The sequence below is a fragment of the Ruegeria sp. THAF57 genome (assembly GCF_903914075.1).
Taxonomy (GTDB): domain Bacteria; phylum Pseudomonadota; class Alphaproteobacteria; order Rhodobacterales; family Rhodobacteraceae; genus Ruegeria.
The window spans coordinates 725,031-749,416 of the sequence record NZ_CAIWNQ010000001.1 but is presented as its reverse complement, the minus strand read 5'-3'; the positions used below and the strand labels follow the sequence as shown (position 1 = coordinate 749,416).

19 protein-coding genes are annotated in these 24,386 nt (G+C 59.1%); 7 read left to right on the top strand and 12 right to left on the bottom strand.

Going from position 1 to position 24,386, the window contains the following annotated elements; all coding sequences use genetic code 11:
• The first annotated feature begins 85 nt into the window (after positions 1-85).
• The gene (locus tag RUESEDTHA_RS03640) at positions 86-2,593 is read left to right on the top strand and encodes an FAD-dependent oxidoreductase (RefSeq protein ID WP_180884435.1); all 2,508 of its coding nucleotides are present in this window, start codon (positions 86-88) and stop codon (positions 2,591-2,593) included.
• A 282-nt stretch (positions 2,594-2,875) separates the two neighbouring features.
• On the opposite strand, the gene RUESEDTHA_RS03635 is transcribed toward RUESEDTHA_RS03640, so the two are convergent.
• The 3 genes from RUESEDTHA_RS03635 to RUESEDTHA_RS03625 all read right to left on the bottom strand — a co-directional run bounded on the left by RUESEDTHA_RS03635 (position 2,876) and on the right by RUESEDTHA_RS03625 (position 5,002).
• Positions 2,876-3,211 (bottom strand): carboxymuconolactone decarboxylase family protein, encoded by a 336-nt coding sequence (locus RUESEDTHA_RS03635; protein ID WP_180884433.1) that lies wholly within the window; start codon positions 3,209-3,211, stop codon positions 2,876-2,878.
• 67 nt (positions 3,212-3,278) lie between these two features.
• On the bottom strand, positions 3,279-3,932 hold the full coding sequence (locus tag RUESEDTHA_RS03630) for a DUF938 domain-containing protein (protein WP_180884430.1): 654 nt from the start codon (positions 3,930-3,932) through the stop codon (positions 3,279-3,281).
• Positions 3,929-5,002 (bottom strand): FAD-binding oxidoreductase, encoded by a 1,074-nt coding sequence (locus tag RUESEDTHA_RS03625; protein ID WP_180884428.1) that lies wholly within the window; start codon positions 5,000-5,002, stop codon positions 3,929-3,931. The genes RUESEDTHA_RS03630 and RUESEDTHA_RS03625 overlap by 4 nt, the downstream gene beginning before the upstream one ends.
• A gap of 143 nt (positions 5,003-5,145) precedes the next feature.
• Between RUESEDTHA_RS03625 and RUESEDTHA_RS03620 the strand changes: the two genes are divergently transcribed.
• Both RUESEDTHA_RS03620 and RUESEDTHA_RS03615 read left to right on the top strand, forming a co-directional pair.
• The gene (locus RUESEDTHA_RS03620; protein ID WP_171127034.1) at positions 5,146-5,508 is read left to right on the top strand and encodes a hypothetical protein; all 363 of its coding nucleotides are present in this window, start codon (positions 5,146-5,148) and stop codon (positions 5,506-5,508) included.
• A gap of 3 nt (positions 5,509-5,511) precedes the next feature.
• Positions 5,512-6,744, top strand: coding sequence for an HlyD family secretion protein (locus RUESEDTHA_RS03615; protein ID WP_180884426.1), 1,233 nt, complete (start codon positions 5,512-5,514; stop codon positions 6,742-6,744).
• A gap of 27 nt (positions 6,745-6,771) precedes the next feature.
• On the opposite strand, the gene RUESEDTHA_RS03610 is transcribed toward RUESEDTHA_RS03615, so the two are convergent.
• The 8 genes from RUESEDTHA_RS03610 to xdhA all read right to left on the bottom strand — a co-directional run bounded on the left by RUESEDTHA_RS03610 (position 6,772) and on the right by xdhA (position 18,039).
• Positions 6,772-8,526: an adenylate/guanylate cyclase domain-containing protein gene (locus RUESEDTHA_RS03610; protein WP_180884424.1), complete on the bottom strand. Its 1,755-nt coding sequence runs from the start codon at positions 8,524-8,526 to the stop codon at positions 6,772-6,774.
• Positions 8,527-8,646: 120 nt separating this feature from the next.
• Positions 8,647-9,720 (bottom strand): BMP family ABC transporter substrate-binding protein, encoded by a 1,074-nt coding sequence (locus tag RUESEDTHA_RS03605; RefSeq protein WP_171120145.1) that lies wholly within the window; start codon positions 9,718-9,720, stop codon positions 8,647-8,649.
• Between the two features lie 32 nt (positions 9,721-9,752).
• Entirely contained in the window at positions 9,753-10,673 is a 921-nt protein-coding gene (locus RUESEDTHA_RS03600; RefSeq protein ID WP_170384942.1) for an ABC transporter permease, read from the bottom strand.
• A complete protein-coding gene (locus RUESEDTHA_RS03595; protein ID WP_171120147.1) occupies positions 10,673-11,755 on the bottom strand; it encodes an ABC transporter permease in 1,083 nt (360 codons plus the stop codon). Before RUESEDTHA_RS03595 ends, RUESEDTHA_RS03600 begins: the two co-directional genes overlap by 1 nt.
• Positions 11,756-11,793: 38 nt before the next feature.
• Complete coding sequence (locus RUESEDTHA_RS03590; RefSeq protein ID WP_171120149.1) at positions 11,794-13,311, bottom strand: ABC transporter ATP-binding protein; 1,518 nt, start codon at positions 13,309-13,311, stop codon at positions 11,794-11,796.
• Positions 13,308-14,243, bottom strand: a complete 936-nt coding sequence (gene xdhC, locus RUESEDTHA_RS03585) for a xanthine dehydrogenase accessory protein XdhC (protein WP_180884422.1) — start codon at positions 14,241-14,243, stop codon at positions 13,308-13,310. The genes RUESEDTHA_RS03590 and xdhC overlap by 4 nt, the downstream gene beginning before the upstream one ends.
• Positions 14,243-16,645: a xanthine dehydrogenase molybdopterin binding subunit gene (gene xdhB / locus RUESEDTHA_RS03580; RefSeq protein ID WP_180884420.1), complete on the bottom strand. Its 2,403-nt coding sequence runs from the start codon at positions 16,643-16,645 to the stop codon at positions 14,243-14,245. Before xdhB ends, xdhC begins: the two co-directional genes overlap by 1 nt.
• A complete protein-coding gene (gene xdhA, locus RUESEDTHA_RS03575) occupies positions 16,642-18,039 on the bottom strand; it encodes a xanthine dehydrogenase small subunit (RefSeq protein ID WP_180884418.1) in 1,398 nt (465 codons plus the stop codon). Before xdhA ends, xdhB begins: the two co-directional genes overlap by 4 nt.
• Before the next feature lie 344 nt (positions 18,040-18,383).
• On the opposite strand from xdhA, the gene dnaE reads away from it, so the two are divergent.
• The 3 genes from dnaE to RUESEDTHA_RS03560 all read left to right on the top strand — a co-directional run bounded on the left by dnaE (position 18,384) and on the right by RUESEDTHA_RS03560 (position 22,572).
• The gene (gene dnaE, locus RUESEDTHA_RS03570; RefSeq protein WP_180884416.1) at positions 18,384-21,911 is read left to right on the top strand and encodes a DNA polymerase III subunit alpha; all 3,528 of its coding nucleotides are present in this window, start codon (positions 18,384-18,386) and stop codon (positions 21,909-21,911) included.
• A 77-nt stretch (positions 21,912-21,988) separates the two neighbouring features.
• Complete coding sequence (locus RUESEDTHA_RS03565) at positions 21,989-22,201, top strand: YMGG-like glycine zipper-containing protein (protein WP_180884414.1); 213 nt, start codon at positions 21,989-21,991, stop codon at positions 22,199-22,201.
• An 8-nt stretch (positions 22,202-22,209) separates the two neighbouring features.
• Positions 22,210-22,572 (top strand): hypothetical protein, encoded by a 363-nt coding sequence (locus RUESEDTHA_RS03560; protein WP_255431606.1) that lies wholly within the window; start codon positions 22,210-22,212, stop codon positions 22,570-22,572.
• A gap of 4 nt (positions 22,573-22,576) precedes the next feature.
• On the opposite strand, the gene RUESEDTHA_RS03555 is transcribed toward RUESEDTHA_RS03560, so the two are convergent.
• Positions 22,577-22,771 carry a SlyX family protein gene (locus RUESEDTHA_RS03555; protein WP_171120162.1) on the bottom strand — a complete coding sequence of 65 codons (195 nt, stop codon included), beginning with the start codon at positions 22,769-22,771 and terminating at the stop codon, positions 22,577-22,579.
• Positions 22,772-22,897: 126 nt separating this feature from the next.
• Between RUESEDTHA_RS03555 and hisS the strand changes: the two genes are divergently transcribed.
• On the top strand, positions 22,898-24,385 hold the full coding sequence (gene hisS, locus RUESEDTHA_RS03550; RefSeq protein WP_180884410.1) for a histidine--tRNA ligase: 1,488 nt from the start codon (positions 22,898-22,900) through the stop codon (positions 24,383-24,385).
• Position 24,386: the final 1 nt, after the last annotated feature.

Below are 24,386 nucleotides of genomic sequence, written 5' to 3'. Positions count from 1 at the left end.
TATATCACTGGTCGGATGAATGTCGCGCTGAGCCCCTCAAATGCGCCATATGGTGTCAACTTAATTCAAGGGGAGACGCCCGGTTATGAAAACCCAAGTCAAAGCACTGGTCGTAGGCGGTGGCGCCGTTGGGACCTCGATCGCTTATCATCTGGCCAAAGCGGGCTGGGATGACGTGATGCTGATTGAACGGGACGAGCTGACATCGGGCTCGACCTGGCACGCGGCAGGGCTGCTGCCGCTGTTCAACATGTCTTATGCGACGACTCACATCCACAAGTACTCGGTCGATTTCTACAAGCAGCTTGAAGAAGAAACCGGCCTGAACGCGGGCTTCGCCGTGGTCGGCAACCTGCGCATGGCACAAACGCAAGAGCGTATGGACGAATACATGCTCTATGCCTCGACCGCAGAGACCTGCGGTGTCGCTTATGAATGGCTGACGCCCGAACAGATCAAGGAACGCTGGCCGCTGATCGAAACCAGCGACCTGAAGGGCGCAATCTATCACACCGAAGATGGCTATATTAACCCGGCCGATGTGACGCAGGCGATGGCCAAGGGTGCCCGTCAGCGTGGCGTTGATATCGTGCGCAAGATGCAGGCCGATGCCTTCCACTGGAATGGTACGCACTGGGAAGTCACCTGCACTAAGATGGTCGAAAAGGGCGGTAATCTGGTGCCGTCGGACGAGCAGATCGTCATCACTGCCGAGCATGTCGTAACTGCATCTGGCAACCACGCACAGCGCACCGCCAAGATGCTGGGCATCAAGATGCCAGCGATCCCAGTCGAACACACCTTCATCGTCATGGACAAAGACCCCGAGCTGGTCAAATGGCGCGAAGCCGGCAACCCCGAGCATCCCGTTGTCCGCGACGCCGACAACGAGTCCTATGCGCGCGAGGAACGTGGCGGCTGGATTCTGGGCATCTACGAACATGGCGCGCCCGCGCAGTTCGAATACGGTGTGCCCGACAGCTTCCGCGCCGACCTCTTCCCGCTGGATCTAGACCGGATCGCAGAGCAGTATATGGCGATGGCCGAGCGCGTGCCCTCCTGCGCCGAATCCGGCCTAAAAGACGACTTCAACGGCCCGATCTGCTATACGCCCGATGGCAACCCGCTGGTTGGTCCAGCGCCGGGTCTGCGCAATATGTGGCTGGCCGAAGGGTTCAGCTTCGGTATCACCGCCGCAGGTGGCACCGGCTACTATCTGGCGCAGATGATGGTCGACGGCGAAGCCGAGATCGACATGGCCTCGCTGGACCCCAAACGCTATTCTTCCAACTGGATGACTACCGAGTTCGCGGCGCGCAAGAACGAAGAGTGCTATGAGCACGTCTATATTCTGCACCACCCCGATGAAGAACGCGAAGCTTGCCGCCCTTTGCGCACCGTACCAGCCTATGACCGTCAGAAAGCGCGTGGCGCTCAGTTTGGCTGGGTGAACGGTTGGGAACGCCCGAACTATTTCGGCCCCGTTGATGCGCCAGGCAACTTCGATAAGGAAAGCCGCAGCTTCCGTCGCGGTGGTTGGTGGAAACACGCCGTAGAAGAAGCCAAAGCGATCCGCGAAGGCGTTGGTCTGATCGACGCGTCAGCCTTCACCAAGCACGTCGTCAAAGGCCCCGGTGCGACCCAATTCCTGGATTGGTTCACCTGCAACAAGCTGCCCAAGGTCGGTCGTATCAACCTGACCTATGCGCTGACGTCGCACGGCACGACCCGCACCGAATACACCATCGTCCGCAACGGCGAGAACAACTATTACATCGTCTCTGCCGGTGCCTGGACCGAATACGACGCGGATTATCTGCGTAAGGCGGCCGAGGACAAGATGGAGGAGTTCGGCTACATCGAGATTCAGGACGTGACCACCCAGTGGGGCGTCTTCGCCATCGCCGGACCCAAGTCGCGCGATGTTCTGAAAGAGGTCATCAAGGACGCCGACCCGGAAACCGCGCTGTCCAACAAGCGCTTCCCGTGGCTGTCGGCCCGTCAGATCGAACTGGGCATGTGCCCGGTCAATGCGATCCGTGTGGCGTATACCGGTGAGCTGGGCTGGGAATTGCACCACCCGATCGAGATGCAGAACTACCTGTTCGACCTGCTGGAAAAGGCGGGTGAGAAGCACGGTATGAAGCTGGTCGGCGCCCGCGCCCAGAACTGGCTGCGTCAGGAAAAATCCTATCGCGCCTTCGGCACTGAACTTGGTCGCGATGCGACCCCGCTTGAGGCTGACCTGCCGCGCTTTGTCGACCTATCCAAGGACTTCTACGGTAAGGCCAAGCTGGAAGAGACCGGCGTACGTGTGAAATGCTGCACCCTGCTGATCGACGGACCGGAAGATGCTGACCCGTGGGGCCGCGAGGCGCTATATACGCCGGAAGGGGAGCGTGTGGGTCGTCTGACCTCGGGCGGCTATTCCGTGGCCTTCGAGAAATCCATCGGCATGGGCTATGTGACGCCCGAATTGGCGGTCGAAGGCACCAAGCTGCAAGTCAAAATTCAGGACAAGCTGTGGGATGCGGTCGTGACTTGCGACAGCCCCTACGATCCGAAAAACGAGACCATCCGCAAGGACGGTTGATCCCGGACGATGTTGTTGGCGGCGCCCAAGAAATGCGCCGCCTGCAGCGGCCCATGCCTCCGGCGGAAGTATTTCTAAACAGAAGAAGCGGGGGCTGGAAAATGATCCAGCCCCCCTGCTTTTGGCAAGGGGGCCTTCTCCTGTTACGGCCATCGGCGCTTCCGCCTGTACCGCAAGAGATTTTGTGGCCTCAATAGGTTAAGAAACCGTTTCTTCTTCTGTTCAAAAATACTTCCACCGGAGGCAAGCCTGCGTATGCAGGCTTTTTGCGGGTAAAGGCGTTCAGACCGACAATTCGTCAAAACACTCCAGAGCTTTGGCTGCATACATCATCGACGGTCCTCCGCCCATTTGGATGGCCATAGCAAGTACGTCCGAAAACTCGTCGCGGGACGTGCCTGATTTGACCAAGGCTTCAGTATGCAATGCGATGCAAGGTTCGCAGCGGATAGCGATTGACATACCTAGCGCGATGAACTCTTTAGTCTTGTAGTCCAGCGTTCCGCTGTCTTTTATCGTTTTTCCCAAGGACCCAAACGCGCGTGCTGTTTCGGGGATTGCGGTGTTGAGAGTGCGTAGTCCCTTGCGGGTGTCTGTTAGCTTTTCCTGCCAAGTCATGTCTGTCCTCATTCACATATGGTAAGTGGAATGTGAACGGTAATACGTGTTCGAACTTTGATCTTGATCAGGTCTGGGGTTTTTCGGCGACGAAGGCGAGGTTGTTTGCCGGCATGTCGACCAACCCGATTACATTCAGGCCCTGCGCGCGCATTTCCGCCGCTATGTCCTCGTCATTCTTGTAGCCGATTTCGCTGTCTTGCTGCACCAATGCGTCATGGAACCGTTGATCCCCTTCACTGGTGAGGGTTCCTGATCGCATGAACGGCCCATAAAGGACAAAGCGCCCATCTGGTGACAGGGCAAGTGCGGCCTCTGAGATCAGTGTTTGGGTCTCTTGCCAACTGATCAAATGGGTGAGGTTGATCAACACGATCAGGTCCTGCCCGGCAAAGTGCTGGTGCCACCCTTCAGAAGTCGCGTCCAGTGCAGCGGCGTCCGTGGTATTGGGCAGATCTCGGCAATACATGTCAATGCTGGCGCGCCGCTCTGGATCGACTTCTGTTGGTCGCCAGTGAAGTTGAGGCAGGCGCTGTGCGAATGCACTGACATGCTGTCCGGTACCGCTGGCGATTTCTAAGGCGCAACCTTGGGTGGGTGCCCACTCCGCCAAGAGATTGCACAACACGTCTGAATTACGAGACGCGGCGGGGGCAACTAGCCGCCCATCTTCGCCTTCGGTTGCGACACTGGCATTTGAAGGCAGGTTTCGTTTGCTCATTGGCATAACCTTTCCGGTTTCAAAGCCCGAACGCTGGCGTCATCCAGTTCGGGCGTGTGGCCGGTTGCAAGATCGGCCACCAGTTTCGATGCGGCTGGGGCAGTCTGGAACCCATACCCTCCCTGACCAGCGGACCAGATAAATGTTGGATCTACGGGATCAGGGCCAAGAACCAGCGTGCCGTCAGGGGCAAAGCTGCGCAAACCGGCCCAGTTGGCCTCGACCCGAGTGACGGGTTCGGTGACCATCGCTTCATATCTGGCCAGACCTTCGGCCAGAACCATGTCGTCAGCATACGCATCGTGTGGAGGGACCGGATCAGCCTCGGACGGTGAGACAATCAGTTTCCCGGCGTCGGGTTTCGCATACCAGGCCTCCTGTGCGCCCAGAAGCATCGGCCAATCGCGCAGGTCGTGACCAGCCGGGGCCGGCAATCGCGCCATCGACCGGCGGCGGGGTGAAATGCCGATTGGGGCAATACCGGCCATGATTGCAATTTCATCGATCCACGGGCCTGCTGCATTCACAATATTCCGGGATTCGTAAGTCTGCCCGGAGCTGACAATCCAGTGCCTGTCTTTTCGTATGGCTGTGACCTTGTTTCTGGTCAGGACCTTTCCGCCATTGCTTCGGATGACGCGGGCAAAGTCCTGCAAGAGCCTGTCGGTATCGATGTCAAACGCACCGTCGCTGATCGCGGTAAACCCCACTGAATCAGGGTTCAGGATTGGAACGCGGTCACGGGCTTCTGCAACGGGCAATTCCTGCATGTTCAAATCGACCACATCGCGGGCGAATACGTCATGCTGGTTTTTTCCTCCAATCAGCATCAGGCCCCTCGGCGTGAGGTATCCACCATTTTCTGAGGCCAGAAAGTCTGCACTTGCCTTGTTCAGCGCAACGACCGAGTCCGGACCGTAGTTTTCTTCAAACAACGCCGCCGACCGCCCTGACGCGTGATATCCAAGCACGTCTTCCGCCTCGAGCACGATGACCTTACCGTGATGTGACAGTCGCGCACCTGCGCTGAGACCCGCTATTCCGCCGCCGATGATCAGGAAATCAATCATTTAACCCCTTTGCGATGCGCATGGCGCTTTATTTGCGAAAGCGTCAGCGAACTTTAAGCAGGGTTGAATTTGCGCATCAACCCATCCAAACAAGGATCAACCAATTAGAGGAGGGCAGGGTGAGTACCGCAGACCTACACCCAATGGCCACGGGGCATATTCCGTCCTATGTGACACAGGCGGATGGCAGTGATTTTCTTTTGACGTTTATGTTTTTTTTCACGGTTGGGGTCATCATCCTGATTGGTGTGGGCTATTTCACACTCCACTCGATCCCGGAAAAAATTGCGCATGAATCCAACCACCCTCAGTTTCAGCTAGTGGGTATTCTGGCGCTGCTGGCGCTGTTCACTCATAACGGACTGTTCTGGGTTGCCGCCATTCTGGTGGCCGGGTTCCAGTTCCCTGACGTTGCAGCACCGCTTAGGGCGATTGCCGATGCGATCCGATCTTTGGGCAAGCCCGAGGCCCAACCTTCCGAGCCGCCCGTGCAGCAGGAGCCGTAAGTCATGCTTGAGACGTTGATGTGCGCGCTGATTACGGTGCTGCCCGACTATTTGTTCCGCCGCTATGTGCAGGGCAAGCGGATCGGTCATGAAATCACGCTGTTCACCATGTGGTATGAGCTGCGTTGGGGCCTGACCACCTGTGCCATTCTGGCGCTGACCGTGATCACCACGCTGTTCTACTTTCACCCGGCCAGCAATACAGCGGCGTCGTATTTCCGGACGGTGACGATCCTGCCGCAGTTGGGCGGGCGCGTATCCGAGGTTTACGTGACAAATAACCAGCAGGTTGTCGCTGGACAGCCGATCTTTCGGATCGAGGACTTTACCCAAACCGCCATGGTCGAGGCCGCCCGGGCAGAAATTGCGCAGGTGCAGGCGTCCTTGAAAGTGGCCGAAACTGATCTGGCCGAAGCTGAGGCGGGAATCGCTGGTGCCAAGGCTGCGTTGGATCAGTCGCTGGAGGACCTCGAGCGCAACACTACCTTGCGGGACGAAGGGTCCAGTGCGGTGCGGCTGGCCGAGATTGACCGGCTGGAAAACCTTGTGGCCGAGCGTGAGGCACAACTGGTTGCTGCCCAAGCGCGGCGTGCGGCTGTGGGGCAGCAGATCGAAGAGCTGATCCCGGCGCAAATGGCCAGTGCCACCGCGCAACTGGACGCCGCAATGACGGAGCTGGAAAAGACCGTGATCAACGCGGGCGTCACTGGCCGGGTGGAACAGTTTGGCTTGCAGGTCGGCGACTATGTCAGTCCGCTATTGCGGCCAGCGGGTATCCTTGTTCCCTCGCACTCGGGCCATAACCGGTTTCAGGCGGCGTTCAACCAGATGTCGGCGCAGGTCATCAAGCCCGGCATGATAGGAGAACTGGGTTGCATGACCGAACCTTTCACCGTGATCCCCATGGTGGTGGTTCAAGTGCAAGACGTGATCCCTTCGGGTCAAATTCGACCTACCGACGAATTGCGAGATGTTCAGACCAATACCGTCCCAGGATCTGTTTTGGTCTACATGGAGCCGCTCTATGAAGGCACGGCCGATGACATCCCGCCTGGCAGCAATTGTCTGGCGAATGTCTATACCGACAATCACGAACGGCTAGAGCACGAAGAGTTGGGCTTTTGGCAATCAGCCGCCCTGCATGTGATCGACACGATCGGAGTAGTCCACGCAGCGGGCCTGCGCCTGCGCTTGATCCTGATGCCGGTGAATACGCTGGTGCTGACCGGGCACTGATTACAAGTTAGTCTGGCCGGGTATACGTTATCCGGCCAGACCATTGCGGTGCAGACCGGCAAAAACCTTGTCGTTGCGGTCGTCGTCGTAGGGCCGCCAGTCCCGCATCCGGTCGACATAGCCCTCGGACAGGTCTTCGCAGGCGGTCAGAGCCTCTTGCGCTTCATCCACGCGGTCCAAAGCGGCAAGGCAGATGGCGCGGCGATACAGCATGTTGGGATCGTTGGGGCGCACATTGACGGCGCGATCTGCCCAGTCCAACGCTTCGATATTTTCGCCCGTAACCAGATACATCCGGGCGATTGCCCAGAAATAGAACCCGCGGTCCGGTTCACGCGGAGACAAGGCCAGAGCCTTACGTATTTCCTCGACTGCCTGTGGGCCGATACTGGGATCGGCAAGTTCGGACCGGTTGAAATAGGCCAGTTTGGCGCGTGTGAAAAAGGGGTTCAGTCGGATCGCGTATTCCAATTCCTTCAGGCTTAACGCTTTCTCTCCCCGCCAGACATAGGCTGTCGACATCACATAATGCGCAAACGGAGATTTATTGGCCAGCTCTAACCCCTTTTTTGCAGCGGCCACACCCTTGGCCAATACATCCTTTGAACGCTCGGACGCACCAAACCCATATTCCTTGAGATAGGCCCATCCCAACCCAGCCCAGGCATCACCATAGTCTTCATCCAGCGCCACGGCGGCCTGAAACTCAACCTGTGCAGCCTGCAAATCTTCCAGCCCAGGCTTTCTAAGTCCCGACATCCCCCGCAGGTACCTTTCCCATGCCCCTAGATGGTCAGGGCGTTTGCGGCGAATGCGGTCGATCTCGCCCTCGACCAGTTCGGTGTCCAATGCGGTGACGACACGCAGGGTGATGTCGTCCTGAATCTCAAACACATCTTCGAATGGCCGATCGTATTTCTCGGACCAGAGGGCAAGTCCGGTCGATCCCTCGATATATTCCACCGTCACCCGCACCCGTGGACCCGACCGGCGCAATGTTCCGGTCACAAGGTACTGCGCCCCCAGGACCCGCGCGGCGTCTTCGACGCTCAGTTCAGGGTTCAGGGACAGGCTAGACGCGCCCGAGACAACCGGCACCCGACCCATCTGTTGCAGCCCCGAGATGATGTCTTCGGCCAGCCCTTCGGCAAAAAAGGCATGTTCGGGATCGGGGGAGTGATTTTGGAAAGGCATTACCCCAAGGGTCGGAGGCCCGGTTCGGATAGCAGGTTGGGACGGCACGGGCGATATCCCTTCGGCCTGCCAGCGAAACACTGTCAGAGGGCGCGAGATGTTCTTGAGTTGATGTTGACCATCATGTGTCAGGTCTTTTGTCTTACCCTGCGGCAGAGCATCAACAAATGCCTGCGAGGCGGCCAGCCCACCGGCGTGGCAAAGTCCTTCCAACCGGGCGGCAATATTGACGCCGTCGCCTAGAATGTCCTGATCGTCAACGAAAACATCCCCAAGATGTGCCCCAATGCGCAGCAGGATGCGCGCGTCCGGTGGCTGCTGCCGGGCCTGGGCTGCGGTCTCGGCCTGAATGCGCATCGCAGCGGTTAGCGCCGCTTCGGGCTCCGGGAATTCGGCCAGAAAGCCGTCGCCCATCGTTTTGACCAATCGCCCCTGATTTTGATCCAACGCGGGCGAAATGATAGCGTTCCGCAGTTCGCGTACAGCGCGGAGGGTTCCGACCTCATCGGTTTCTGTCAGATGGGCGTAGCCCAACACATCCATGGCCAGAATGGCGGCACGTCGTTTGCCGTCTAGAAAATCTTCCATCGGCGGTCCCTCGCAAGCCGTGCCTTGGGCTATCTTACGTGGTTTGCGCCATGAATGCATGACAAGAAAAAAGCCCGCCAAATGAGGCGGGCTTTGTCTCACGCTATTTTTACGCGTGGCTTACTGCGGAATCTCGCCTTCCAGCCCTTCGACGTAGAAGTTCATGCCAGCCAGCGTGCCATCATCGGCGGTTTCGCCGTCCGCCAGCCAGTCGCTGCCGTCCTGCTTTTTGATCGGGCCAGTGAAGGGGTGGTATTCACCTGCGGCCATTGCCGCTTTCAACGCCAGCGCTTCTTCTTTTACGTCAGCAGGCACCGCGTCGGAGATCTCACCGATTGCGACCATGCCTTCGCGGATACCATCCCAGGTGTTCGCACTTTCCCAGGTTCCGTCCATCACGGCCTTGGTCCGGGCGATATAATAGGGGGCCCAGTCATCAATGATCGACGATACGCGCGGGAAGGGGGCGTATTCGCTCATGTCAGAAGCCTGACCAAAGGTCACAACATTGCCCGCCTCTTGCGCGGCGGCTTGCGGCGCGGTCGAGTCGGTGTGCTGCAGGATCACGTCCGCGCCCTGTTCGATCAGAACGGTAGCGGCGTCAGCTTCTTTTGCCGGGTCGAACCAGGTGTAGGCCCAGACAATCTTGAACTCGACATCCGGGTTCACGGCCTTGGCGTGCAGATAGGCCGAGTTGATGCCGCGGATCACTTCGGGGATCGGATACGAGCCGATATAGCCGATGATGTTCGACTTGGTCATTTTGCCCGCGATGTGACCTTGAACGGCGCGGCCTTCGTAGAAGCGGGCCGAGTAGACAGAGACGTTCGGCGCGGTTTTATAGCCGGTCGCGTGCTCGAACTTCACGTCGGGGAATTTCTTGGCGACGTTGATCGTCGGGTCCATGTAGCCGAACGAAGTGGTAAAAATCAGGTCGGCGCCTTCGAGCGCCATCTGTGTCATCACGCGTTCTGCATCCGGACCTTCGGGGACGGATTCAACGAAGACGGTTTCAACCTTGTCGCCGAATTCCTCTTCAACGGCCAGACGGCCCTTGTTGTGCTCATACGTCCAGCCGCCGTCGCCTACGGGGCCGACATAGACAAAGCCGACCTTGGTTTTGTCTTCGGCCATGGCGCCTGTCGCCAGACCCAGCGCCATTGCCGCGCTTGTCAGAAGTGAAGTGAATTTCATGTAGTTACTCCCCAAATTGGTTCAGTTGGCCTCTAGTGCGAGGCATGGAAGGTCCGGCCCAGTGAGGCAGGTGCGCTGCTCTTGTCGGCCGAAAGGATCACAAGCACAAGGATCGTGATGATATAGGGCGACATTGCCAGATACTCGACAGGAATGGCAACGCCTGCTGCCTGCAAATTAAGCTGCAACACGGTGATGCCGCCGAACAAATAGGCACCCAGCAATGCGCGCCACGGTTTCCAACTGGCGAACACCACCAGCGCAAGGGCGATCCAGCCGACTCCGGCCGTCATGCCCTCGGTCCATTGCGGCACGCGAATAAGGCTGATGTATGCGCCGCCCAGACCCGCGCAGGCGCCGCCGAACAGGATCGCCATGATGCGGATTTTGATGACCTTGTAGCCAAGCGCGTGGGCCGCGTCGTGGTTTTCACCGACCGCGCGCAGGATCAGGCCGACGCGGGTGTATTTCAGCGTGGCCCAAACCGCCGCAGTCAGAGCAATTCCGACGTAAAGGATCGGGTCGTGCTGGAACAGGATCGGGCCGATAACCGGGATATCGCTGATCAGCGGGATGTGAATATCCCCCATGCTGGGCGGTTTGATCCCCACATAGCTTTGTCCCAGAAGGGCACTGAAACCCAATCCAAACAAGGTGAGCGCAAGGCCGCTGGCAACCTGGTTGGCCAACGCAACCTGCGTCAGCAGCACAAACAGCAGGGACAGTACCGCGCCGCCGATCGCCGCAGCGATGAAGCCCAACCAGGGTGATCCGGTCTCGACCGAGATTGCAAAGCCGCTGATTGCGCCGACGATCATCATGCCCTCAACACCGAGGTTCAGAACACCTGCCTTTTCGACGACCAACTCTCCGATCGCGGCCAAAAGCAGGGGGGTTGCGGCCACCATCAAAGAGGCGACCAAGAGGACGGGGTTGATTTCACCAAGGTCCATTACGCTACCTCGCTACGGGCCGCACGGATGCGGTAGTTTGTAAGAAGATCGAAGGCCAGCAGAAAGAACAAGAGCATCCCCTGGAACACCTGAATGGCGGCGGCTGGCAGGCCAAGCTGGGATTGCGCGATTTCACCGCCGATATAGGTCAGCGCCATCAGGCCACCGGCCAGCAGGATACCCACCGGGTGTAGACGGCCAAGAAAGGCCACGATGATCGCGGTGAAGCCATAGCCGACGTTGAAGTCGATGCTGACCACACCCGAAGGTCCCGAGACCTCGAACATTCCGGCCAGTCCTGCCAGTGCTCCGGAAACGCCCAAGCAGAACAGGATCAGGCGGGCCGGGTTCACGCCTGCGAATTTCGCAGCGCGCGGTGCCTCACCCGTCAGGCGGATGTGAAAGCCCAGCATGTGACGGTTGAGCAGGACATAGGCAAAGATCACGGCGATCAGCGCTGTCACCACGCCCCAGTGCATCCCGGACCCGGCAATCAGTTCCGCGTTATGCGCACTGTCATAGGCTTGCAGGTTACGCGATCCGGGAAAGCCAAACCCCTCGGGGTTTTTCAGCAGACCCAGCGAAACCGAGGCCAGCATCTGTTCGGCCACATAGACCAGCATGAGCGAAACAAGGATTTCGTTGGTGCCAAAGCGGACCTTCAGAAAGGCAGGGATCATCGCCCAGAGCCAGCCGCCGAAAGCACCCGCAATCACCATGATCGGAAAGATGTAGAACGCGTCTAGCGGATAGAAGGCCAGACCTGCACCTGCGCCAAAGATGGCGCCCATGATATACTGCCCCTCGGCGCCGATATTCCAGATACCGGCCCGAAAGCCCAGCGACAGGCCAATGGCGATCAACACCAAAGGCGCACCCTTTACCAGAAGTTGCGGGCGGTAATAAAATGCGAACTCACCAAACAGGGGTTCCCAGAAAATGGTACCGATGGCTTCGACCGGGTTCTTGCCCAAAATGGCGAACAAGATGCCGCCGAAAAGCATGGTCGCCACTACCGCGACCAGAGGGGTGGCATAAGACCACGCCTTGGACGGCTGAGGCCGTTTCTCCAACACAATCATCTACTCACACCCCCGTTTTCATCTTTTTCTGTAATGCTTTAGACATGGGCTACCTCCATGCCGTGTGCGCCACCCATCATCAGGCCGATTTCGTCTACCGTCAGCCCGGTGGTCGGGCGGGGCGCGCTTAGTCGTCCTTCGTTCAAGGCCGCGAAACTGTCTGAGATTTCCATCAGTTCATCCAGATCCTGACTGATACAGATGACCGCTGTGCCCTTGGCCGCCAGGTCCAGAATGGCCTGCCGGATCGAGGCCGCCGCCGCAGCGTCCACACCCCAAGTGGGTTGGTTCACGACCAGAACGTCGGGGTTTTGCAGAACTTCGCGACCGATCACGAATTTCTGCAGGTTCCCGCCCGATAATGAGCGCGCAGCGTTCTCTGGCCCCGGCGTGCGTACGTCGAACGCCTCGATGATTTTTTCCGCAAAGTTCTTGGTATCGGCCCATTTCAGGAACCCATTGCTTTCCAGTCCTTCGCGGACAGAACCCGTCAGCAGGGCGTTTTCCGTCAGACTCATGTCCGGTGCGGCCGCGTGGCCCAGACGTTCTTCGGGCGCGGTCAGCACGCCCAGCTTGCGTCGCGCGGTGGGGCCAAGCTTGCCAATCGGTTGACCGTTGAACTTGATCGCATCAGCCGTTGTCTGGATTTCACCGGACAAAACGCCCAGCAGTTCGTCCTGACCGTTCCCGGCGACACCACCAATGCCCAGAACCTCACCCTTGCGGACGGTCATGTGTACATTGCGCAGCGCCGTGCCAAACTCGGAAGGTGAGGGCACCGACAATCCGCTGACATCCAATGCGACGTCGCCAAATTCTCGGCCACCGCGTTCAGGGGTCTGAAGGGTCGAGCCCACCATCATTTCAGCCATGTCGCGGGCCGAGGTTTCAGCGGGAACACATTCGCCGACGTTCTTGCCCAGCCGCAGAATCGTGGCGTGATCGCAGAGCGTGCGGATCTCTTCCAGCTTGTGCGAAATATACAGGATCGAGGTGCCCTCGGACCGCAGTTTGTTCAGGGTCTCAAACAAGATCTCGACCTCTTGCGGGGTCAGAACCGACGTGGGTTCGTCCATGATCAGCAGCTTGGGGTCTTGTAACAGACAGCGGATGATCTCGACCCGCTGACGTTCGCCTGCCGACAAATCGCCGACGGTGCGAAACGGGTCCAGAGGGAGGCCGTACGTTTCGGACACTTCGCGGATACGCGAGGCCAGATCGCCCATTGGCGGCGGGTTCTCCATCCCCAGCGCGATGTTTTCGGCCACGTTCAACGCGTCAAACAACGAGAAATGCTGGAACACCATCGCGATCCCGTCGGCCCGCGCCGCACGCGGTTCGGGTGGGGCAAAGGGCTGGCCGCGCAACAACATGGTGCCGCTGTCGGGCTTCACCAGCCCATAGATCATTTTCACCAGCGTGGATTTGCCCGCACCATTCTCGCCCAGCAGGGCGTGAACTTCGCCTTCGCCGATGTCAAAGGACACCTGATCATTGGCCACGACGCCGGGATAGGCTTTTGTCAGCCCTTGTAAGCTTAGGAGTGGAGTGGTCACGCGCTCAGGTCCTTCTTCAACTCGTTCTGCCGGGCGGGGCGCAGCAATTGTGCTGCAACACCAACGGCGATCATCTGTGGGTGTTTGCCCAGACCGGGGTCACCGATGGGGCAGGTGATCCGGTTGATCCGTTCGGGCGAGTGCCCAAGGGCGGCCAGCCGCGACCGGAATCGCGCCCACTTCGTAGCCGAGCCGATCAGCCCGGCAAAGCCGAAACCGTGCGTCAGCAAACGGTTGCAAAGCTCCAGGTCTAGATTGTGGGAATAGGTCAGTACCAAATGCTCGGCATCACACGGGGCATGACGGACAAGTTCGGCGGGCTTTGCGGCGGGTACAGCCGTAACAGATGCCGGGATATCGCCGGGAAACCGTTCCGGGCCGGTATCGACCCATGTGATTGCCAGTTCGGGCAGCGGTGACAGAACATCGACCAATGCGCGCCCGACATGGCCCGCGCCCCAGATCCAAAGATTTCGGGTCGGTTTGTGGACAGGCTCTATCATCCATCCGTCCAGTAGCTGGGGCTGCGGGACTGTTCCTTGTCCGCGCGCCTGAGCCATCAGACGTTTGACTGACAAGGGCATTTCGGTGCTGGACACTGAACGTGCGATGATCGTGTCGTCCAGCGCGTCTAAGGCATCAAGGTCATAGACCTCGGTCAGCAAAGACACAGCGCCACCGCAGCATTGCCCGAGGTCGGGACCAAGCGCGTGTTGCGTCAGACGCGATGGCACAGTTTGAGACCGCGCTGCTTCTGCCGCCTGATATTCCAGCGTGCCGCCGCCGATCGTGCCGGATTGCCCGCCCTGCCAGACCAGCATGGCGGCACCGACTTCGCGCGGGGATGACCCCTTGATCGCAGCGATGACGACCCGGGTGACTTTCCCGTGGGTGTTGACCGCCTCCCTCAAAGCCTCAAGGTCAAATCCCATCAGATGTCTCCCTTCATCCGTTGAATGCCATGCCAGACTTGTTCAGCCGTGGCGGGGGCATCCAGCGCGGGATAGCTGTCTCCGCACGCGGCCACTGCGTTCGACAGCGCTAGCCATGCCGAGATACCCAGCATGAAGGGTGGCTCACCCACCGCTTTCGAGCGGTAAATCGTATCCTCGCGGTTCTCGCTATCCCAAAGCGCTACGTTGAAAATGTCGGGCCGGTCCGAACAGGCCGGGATCTTGTAGGTCGAGGGGGCGTGCGTACGTAGATTGCCCTTGCCGTCCCAGACCAGCTCCTCTGTTGTCAGCCACCCTGCGCCTTGCACATAGCCGCCTTCGACCTGCCCGATGTCCAACGCTGGGTTCAGCGAAGCGCCTGCATCATGCAGGATATCGGTTCGCAGGATGCGGTTCTCACCGGTCAGCGTGTCCACCGCGACCTCGGTGATCGAGGCCCCATATGCGAAGTAGAAAAACGGGCGCCCACGGCCTGCGATCCTGTCCCATTCGATCTTGGGAGTTTTGTAGAACCCCGTGGCGGATAGGCTGATCCGGCCCTGATAGGCCAGCGCCGCAGCCTCGGCAAAGGTATAGCGTTCTTCGCCAACCGAAACGTGGCCATCCGTGAAGGTGATTGTCGACGGATCGGCCTGATGCCTCTCGGCCAGATAGTCAGCAATCCGGTCACGGATCGTGTCGCAGGCGGCTTTGACGGCCATACCGTTCAGATCACTGCCCGAGGATGCCGCAGTTGCCGATGTATTCGGCACCTTGGCTGTGTCGGTTGCAGTGATCTTGACCATGTCCAGCGGAATTCCGAACCGTGACGCAGCCACTTGCGCGACCTTCTGGAACAGGCCCTGTCCCATCTCGGTACCGCCATGGTTCAGATGGACCGAGCCGTCCTGGTACACATGCACCAGCGCGCCCGCCTGATTGAGGTGAGTCAGCGTGAAGGAAATCCCGAACTTCACCGGAGAAAAGGCGATACCCTTCTTGATCACGCTGTTCTCGGCATTCCATTTTTCTATCGCTGCCTTGCGCGCGGCATAGTCACTGGATTTCAGCAACGCTTCGGTCATGCCGTGCAGCTCAAAATCGCTGACTTCCATGCCGTAAGGCGTGGTATTGCCGCCAGCGGGAAGAGGGCGCACAGGCGCGTCGCCCATCTCAACAGCGCCGCGGCTGGTCAGGTCTTCATGCGGGTCGGGATGGCCGAGTGGTTTGTCGGCTGGTTCATCTTCGGCCACCTTGTGCGCGGGTTCGTAGTAGTTCCGGCGTCGCAGTTCGACCGGGTCCAATCCAAGCGCGTGCGCGGCGTGATCCATCACCCGCTCGATCCCGACCATACCCTGCGGCCCTCCGAACCCGCGATAGGCGGTGGCGGATTGGGTGTTGGTTTTCAGCCGGTGGCTTTCAATCCGCGCGTTGGGCAGCAGATAGGCGTTGTCGGAATGCAGCATCGCGCGGTCCGCCACGGGCAGGGACAAGTCCTGCGCCCAGCCGCAGATTGCGTGGTGCAGGAACGAAACACCCTGAATATGACCGTTCTCATCGAACCCGGCTTTGTAGGAGATGCGGAACGCATGGCGCTTGCCGGTGATGATCATGTCATCATCGCGGTCATAGCGCATCTTGCAGGCCTTACCCGTCGCGCGCGCGGCCACGGCGCAGGCGACGGCCAGAGCGTTGCCCTGACTTTCCTTGCCGCCAAAACCGCCGCCCATCCGGCGGGTTTCCACGCGAACAGCGTGCATCGGAACGCCCAGAGCGTCGGCTACCTTGTGCTGAATCTCGGTCGGGTGCTGGGTCGAGCTGTGCACCAGCATGTCCGCGCCCTCGTTCGGCACGGCAAGCGCAGCCTGGCCTTCCAGATAGAAATGCTCCTGCCCGCCGAGTTCAAACGACCCTTCGATCACATGAGCCGCGCCCGCAATGGCCGCATCCGCGTCGCCCTTGGCGTAAATGCGCGGACCGTCCTCGAACCGGCTGTCGGCGGCCAGTGCATCTTCGATTGTCAGGATCGGAGTTTCCTCGGCAAAGTCGATCTTGCCCAGACGCGCGGCCTTTCGCGCGGCCAGATGGCTGGTGGCGACGACCAGAAATACCGGCTGACCGACATAGTGAACGGTTCCGTCCGACAGCAGCGGTTCATCATGGATTGAAGGTGAGACATCGTTGGCAAAAGGCAGGTCATCAGCCGTCATGACCATGACAACCCCATCAGCCGCTTCTACAGCCGACAGGTCCATGCCTGATATCTTGCCCTTGGCGATCGGGCTGAGGCCAAAGGCCAGATGTAGGCTGCCCTTGGGTGTGGGGATGTCGTCCACGTACCGCGCAGAGCCAGAAACATGCAGTGGGGCCGCGTCGTGGGGGAGGGGTTTGGTCACGCTCATGCCGACACCTCCAACACGTTGGTCACTTCGCCCTGATCTTCGAGGAAATAGCGCTCTAACATGGCTTTGGCGGTTTCCAGACGATAAGTGGCCGAGGCGCGCATGTCCGTGAGTGGTTGGTAGTCGTCGGCAAAGGCAGGCAGCGCGGCCTGAATGGTCGCAGCGGTCCATTGTTTACCGATCAATGCGGCCTCGACATGGGTTGCCCGTTTCGGCGTGCCCGCCATTCCGCCAAACGCGATCCGCGCTTGGGTTACGGTGCCCTCTGAAACGGTGATATTGAAACATCCGCAGACGGCCGAGATATCCTGATCGAACCGCTTGCTGAGCTTGTATGCCTTCAGGCGGTCCGCCTGTCGCGGGAAGCTGACGGACTCAACGAATTCTCCGGGTGCGCGGTCTTGTTTGCCGTAGTCGATGAAGAAGTCTTCCAGCGGCATCGAGCGTCGCTCGTCGCCTTTGCGCAGATGCAAAGTTGCGCCAAGGGCAATCAGCGCGGGCGGGTTGTCCCCGATGGGCGATCCGTTGGCGATATTACCGCCCACGGTCGCGGCGTGGCGGACCTGTACGCTGGCATAACGACGGATCATCTCGGCGTAAGAGGGGTGGAGGTCGCTCAGAGCCGCGCCCATCCGGTTCATATCGACCATGGCACCGAAACGAATTTCTTCGTCGGTGATTGTGATCTGTTTCAGGTCTTCGCAGCGGCTAAGGAAAATCACCGGGTCAAGATTGCGCAGTTGTTTGGTAACCCAAAGGCCCACATCCGTGGCCCCGGCGACCAACGTCGCATCGGGGTATTGCGCATAAAGCTCTGCCAGTTCGTCGGCGGAGTTGGGGAGGTAGGGGGGCTCTGCCCCCCGGCCTGCGGCCTCCCCCCGAAGTATTTTTGAACAAGAGAAAGTTTGGTCGCCGGTGATCCATTCCGGGACGGGGTGTTGCTCGGCGGCCTCGGCTGCGCGGATGATCGGGGCATAGCCGGTGCAGCGGCAAAGGTTGCCAGCAAGCTGCGTATCGTGATCGGTTGTGCCATTCGCGTGGCTTGCGACCATCGACATCACAAAACCGGGGGTACAAAAGCCGCATTGCGATCCGTGCAGGTCGACCATGGCCTGTTGCACCGGGTGGGCGTCACCATTTGGGCTGCTGGCGCCTTCGACAGTGCGTACCGCTTTGCCATGTAGTTGCGGGAGGAACAAGATACAGGAGTTCAGCGCCTTCGCGCCGTCCTCATCCGTGACCATGACTGTGCAGGCCCCGCAATCGCCTTCGTTGCAGCCTTCTTTGGTGCCGGTCAGGCTGCGATCGTCGCGCAGCCAGTCCAGCAGGGTGGCCGTCGGATCAACATCCGACAGCTCCACTGTCTCTCCGTTCAGAAGAAACGTGATATCCATTCGTGAAACCCGTCGCCTTACCCGGTTGCGCCCTTGGGTGCCCTCCTTCGATGCGACGTAGAAAGAGTGGCGGGCGGATAGCTTGCCGTCAGATGTTAGAAACAGCGTGCCTTATCTGGCAAGAAAAACTGCCTGTGATATGTACCATTACCCGCGTCCGACGCGAATTCTCGTGGTTCTAATATCAATTAGTCACTTGTTATTAAATCATTTTTTGAGGTGACGCTGTTACCATTCCCGAAGCACCTTCTGGAAAAGCCGAATAATAGACGCCGATTTTTTAGGCATTGAAAGGGTGCGGTTCGCGCTTTTGCCGGGCCGCAGGCTGGGATAGCGTAGCGGTCATGAGCAGTACCCCTCGATTCATTCACCTCCGCGTTCACACCGAATATTCCCTGCTGGAAGGCGCTGTGCGGCTGAAAAAGCTGCCAGGTCTGTGTGAAAAGATGGAGATGCCCGCCGTCGCTGTTACGGACACCAACAGCATGTTCTCGGCTTTGGAGTTTTCCGTGACAGCAAGCGGCGCGGGTGTGCAGCCGATCATGGGGTGTCAGGTTGATCTGACATATGTTCAGGCGCAGCCAGGTGAAAAGCCCAAAGCGCCCGCACCGCTGGTGCTGCTGGCGCAGTCTGAGGTTGGTTATGAAAACCTGATGAAGCTCAGCTCGTGCCTTTATGTGGATAAGGGCGGGCAGTTGCCGCAGGTCACGTTGGAGGAATTGGCGGAACGGTCAGATGGTTTGATCTGCCTGTCCGGCGGCCCAGATGGGCCAGTCGGTATGTTGCTGCAACAGGGGCAGCGCCCGGCGGCTGAGGCTCTGGTGGATCGGCTTGCCAGTATGTTCCCGGATCGCCTTTACATTGAACTGCAACGCCATCCTGGTGAGGGTGGACAGCCCGAGGCAGAACGCCTGACCGAGCGTGGTCATGTCGAGATGGCCTATGCCAAGAACCTGCCTTTGGTCGCCACCAATGATGTCTATTTCCCGACACCAGATATGTATGAGGCGCATGATGCGCTGATCTGTATCTCGGAGGGTGCGTATGTCGATCAGCAGGACGGGCGCCGCCGCCTGACGGCGCAGCACTATTTCAAGTCCCAGCAAGAGATGACGACGTTGTTCGCTGATCTGCCAGAGGCGATTGAAAACACGGTCGAAATTGCGCGGCGTTGCGCCTTCATGGCCTATCGCCGCGATCCGATCTTGCCCAAATTCGCAGATGACGAGGTGGCCGAGCTGCGCCGTATCGCCAATGAAGGGTTGCAGAAACGTCTGGCCGTGATCCCGCATGCGGTCACGCCCGAGGAATATCAGGAGCGTCTGGATTTTGAGCTTGGGATCATCGAAGGGATGGGGTTCCCCGGCTATTTCCTGATCGTTGCGGACTTTATCCAGTGGGCCAAGGATCACGACATTCCGGTTGGGCCGGGGCGGGGGTCTGGCGCGGGCTCTTTGGTGGCGTATGCGCTGACGATTACCGACCTTGATCCGCTGCGCTACAGCTTGCTGTTTGAGCGGTTTCTGAACCCCGAGCGGGTCTCGATGCCCGACTTTGATATCGATTTCTGCATGGATCGCCGCGAAGAGGTGATCCGCTATGTTCAGCAGAAATACGGGCGCGACAAGGTGGGGCAGATCATCACCTTTGGTGCGTTGCTGTCCAAGGCTGCCGTGCGCGATATCGGGCGCGTGTTGCAGATGCCTTATGGGCAGGTGGATCGCTTGTCGAAGATGATCCCGGTCGAAGGGGTCAAACCCGTCTCCATCGAAAAGGCGCTGAAAGACGAACCGCGCCTGCGGGAAGAGGCACGGAATGAAGAAGTGGTGGACCGTCTGCTCACCTATGGCCAGCAGGTTGAGGGCTTGCTGCGGAATGCGTCCACCCACGCGGCGGGGGTGGTCATCGGGGACCGGCCCTTAGACGCGCTGGTGCCGCTCTATCAGGATCCGCGCTCGGATATGCCCGCAACCCAGTTCAACATGAAATGGGTCGAACAGGCCGGGCTGGTGAAATTCGATTTTCTGGGTCTGAAAACGCTGACGGTGATCCAGAACGCGATGGACATCATCTTCAAGTCCGGGCGGCCCTTGCACATCGCCGCCGATGGCACCGAACTTTATGAACCGGCTGAGGGGGCCGAGAACCAGATCAACGCCATCCCGCTGGATGATGAGGCGACGTACAAGCTCTATTCGGCGGCCAAGACAGTGGCGGTGTTCCAGGTGGAAAGCTCGGGCATGATGGATGCGCTCAAGCGCATGAAGCCGACCTGTATCGAGGACATCGTGGCCCTTGTGGCGCTGTACCGTCCCGGCCCGATGGAGAACATCCCGACCTATTGCGAGGTCAAGAACGGGCAGCGCAAGATTGAATCCGTGCACCCGCTGATTGACTACATCCTTGAGGAAACGCAGGGCATCATCGTTTATCAGGAACAGGTGATGCAGATCGCGCAGGTTATGGCGGGGTACAGCCTTGGCGGCGCGGACCTGTTGCGCCGCGCGATGGGTAAAAAGATCAAAGAGGCGATGGACGCCGAACGCCCCAAGTTTGAAAAGGGCGCGGGCGAAAACGGCGTGGACGCCAAGAAAGCCTCCGAGGTTTTCGACCTGCTGGAGAAATTCGCCAACTACGGCTTCAACAAGTCCCACGCGGCGGCCTATGCGGTGGTCAGCTATCAGACAGGCTGGCTGAAGGCGAACCACCCGGTCGAGTTCATGGCAGGCGTCATGAACTGCGATATCCACCTGACCGACAAGCTGGCTGTCTATTTCGAAGAAGTCCGCAAAGGGCTGGAACTGCCCTATGTGCCGCCCTGCGTGAACCGGTCGCTGGCGACGTTCGATGTGGTGAACGGAGAACTGGTTTATGCGCTGGGCGCGCTGAAAAACGTGGGCGTCGAGGCGATGAACCTCGTGGTTGAGGGGCGTCGCGCCGGAGGCGCGCAGAGTGAATCAAGCGACAAGCCCTTTGTGAACCTGTTCGATTTTGCCCGCCGGGTTGATCTGAAAAAGGTTGGCAAACGCCCGCTGGAAATGATGGCGCGGGCGGGCGCGTTCGATCAGTTGGACAAGAACCGCCGCCGCGTATTCGAAAGCCTTGAGCAATTGGTGCAGTATTCAGCCGCGATTCATGATCAGAAGAATTCAAACCAAGTGTCCCTGTTCGGCGAGGCCGGGGATGATCTGCCCGAACCGCGCCTGTCCACGACGCCAGACTGGTTGCCAGCCGAACGTCTGAGCGAAGAATTCAAAGCTATCGGGTTTTATCTATCGGGGCATCCGTTGGACGACTACATGCCCGCATTGAAGCGCAAACAAGTGATGACGCTGGATGAGGTAACGGAAAAGGCGCGCTCTGGCCCGTTTATTGCGAAAATGGCAGGCGTGGTCGCCGGGCGGCAAGAAAGGAAATCCGCCAAAGGCAACCGGTTCGCCTTTGCGCAATTGTCTGACCCAACGGGCGCGTATGAGGTGACGCTATTCTCAGAAACGCTTGAGAAGTCGCGGGAATATCTGGAAACTGGCGCACAAGTAGTTTTGACCGCCGAGGCCACAATGGAAGCTGATCAGTTGAAGCTGCTGGGTCGGTCGGTAGGCCCAGTAGATACGGTCGTGGCCGATGCAGGTGCGACCGGTCTGCGCATTTTTGTGGACGAAGAACAAGTCCTGCCCACCGTGGCCAAAGTGCTGGAGGATGCAGCGGGTGCTGCCAAAAATGCTGCGCGCGGGCCGATTCAATTGCTGTTGATGGCCCCCGGCTTGCCGGGTGAGGTCGAGATGGATTTGGGTCAGACCTTTCCCATCAATCCGCAGATAAAGGGCGCGATTAAATCGCTGGAAGGCGTGATGTCGGTCGAAGAATTCTAACCCCGCCTTTTGTTGCCAGGCTTCGGCCCTCCGGCTAGTCTGACATGTATTGGTTTCGTGCCAAAGGAGGGTTATTCATGACGTTTTCAAGTTTTGGGTTCAAAACTGTTACACTGGCTGCGGTGGCATCACTGGCGTTGGTTTCGGCGGGCGCTGCCGATGACAAGAAGAAAAAGCAGACAATCGAAGGTGCGCTGATCGGGGCCGGTGTCGGGGCGCTGGTCGGAGACGGCAAAGGCGCAGCCATCGGTGGTGTGGCTGGCGCGATTATCGGGCATAACTGGAAATGAGAGCGATGATGGATGCCCCGAAACTGGCCGTTCTGACAGCGCTTCTGGTGACTCCGGCACTTACTGCGGCGGATGAGGCGGCCGAACAAATGGTACAGGATGCCTTGCCCGTGATGCATTACACCTGCGCCTCAATTGCTGAGGAGGCGGATGGAGACGAAGATTTTGTGGTGGCTGTCGTCGGAAAAATGACGGCTCTGTCGCTATACAACCGCCAGATTGATATCGCAGATCACGCCACGACGGACGAGGAAAAGGCCCAATTGCGCGAAGCGTTCATAGCTGCGCTATCCGAAGGCTGTGCTGCTGACAAAGACGCGCTTTTGGGCGGAGTGGTCGATGCAGCCGTAAAAAAGACCTTGGGATTGTAAGCCTTCAGTAATGCGGCGGGCGTTCGTCTCCGAACACGACGCCGCCGGACCCTTCTTGTGCCCGTTCAGCCTCGCGTTGCAACAGCATCTCAACGCGGCGAGTCAGGCGGTCGATCTCGGATTGCTGGGCCGTGACGACCGCGTTCAGATCTTCGACCGTGCGCGTCAGGTGGGCGATCTGTTCTTCCAGATGCTGCATGGGGGTCTCCTTTTGACATGGTCATAGCGGCACGGGCAGGTCATGACCAGCGAAAGCGCGCCTTGCCCCGATGCGGGGCATGGGATAGACCGCGCGCGGAACACTAAACGCCCAAGGACGCCCCACATGGCCAAGCCCAAGAAACAGCCCCGCCCCAAGGCCGTAACGCCGAAAGGGTTCCGCGACTATTTCGGCCAGGAAGTCTCGCAGCGCACCGAGATGCTGCAGGCGATTGCGGACGTCTATCATCGCTATGGGTTTGACGCTCTGGAAAGCAGCGCGGTTGAGACGGTCGAGGCGTTGGGCAAGTTCCTTCCGGATGTTGATCGCCCGAATGAGGGTGTGTTTGCGTGGCAGGAAGTCGACGAAAACGACAAGGGCGACTGGATGGCCCTGCGCTATGACCTGACCGCGCCTTTGGCCCGCGTCTATGCGCAGCACCGCAACGACCTGCCGACGCCCTATCGCCGCTATGCGATGGGCCCAGTCTGGCGAAACGAAAAGCCCGGGCCGGGGCGGTATCGTCAGTTTTATCAATGCGATGCGGATACGGTGGGCACGGCCTCGATGGCTGCCGATGCCGAGATTTGCGCAATGTTGTCGGACACACTGGAGACCGTGGGCATCCCGCGCGGCGACTATCTGGTGCGGGTCAACAACCGCAAGGTTCTGAACGGTGTGCTTGAGGCGATGGGTCTGGGCGAAGACGCCACCGCCCGAGACAACGTTCTGCGCACCATCGACAAGTTCGACAAGGTGGGTGAGGCCGGTGTGCGTGAACTGCTGACCAAGGGCCGACTGGATTCTTCGGGCGCGTTCATCGACGGTGTGGGTCTGAGCGATGATCAAGCCGAGCCGGTGATTGCCTTCCTGACCTCGAAGGCTGAGGATACCGCCGAAACACTGGCGAACCTGCGCGCCGCCGTTGGCGACAGCAAAATCGGTGCAGACGGTATTGCCGAGTTGGAACAGATCGGCGCCTTGTTGGATGCGGGCGGCTATGGCTCGGATCGGATCGAGATAGACCCCTCGGTCGTGCGGGGCCTCGGCTACTATACCGGCCCTGTCTATGAAGCTGAATTGACCTTTGAGATTTTCGACGAGAAAGGCCGCAAGCGGCAGTTCGGGTCGGTCTCGGGCGGCGGCCGCTATGACGATCTGGTCAAACGGTTTACTGGGCAGGAAGTGCCTGCGACGGGCGTGTCCATCGGTGTCGACCGGCTGCTGGCCGCCCTGCGCGAAAAGGGCCGGATTGCCGCGCAGGCGACTGGTCCCGTGGTTGTAACCGTGATGGACCGCGACCGTATGGCCGACTATCAGGCGATAGTGGCCGAGCTGCGAAACGCGGGCATCCGGGCCGAGGTTTATCTGGGCAATCCTAAGAACTTTGGCAATCAGTTGAAATATGCGGACAAGCGCAATTCTCCGATTGCAGTGATCGAAGGTGGCGATGAAAAGGCAAATGGCATCGTGCAGATCAAGGACTTGATCCTTGGTGCCAAGATCGCCGAAAGCGCCACGCTTGAGGAATGGAAAGAACGCCCCAGCCAGTTCGAAGTACCGCGCGGTGATCTGGTCGCCAAGGTGCGTGAAATTCTGGACAGTCAGGACTGAC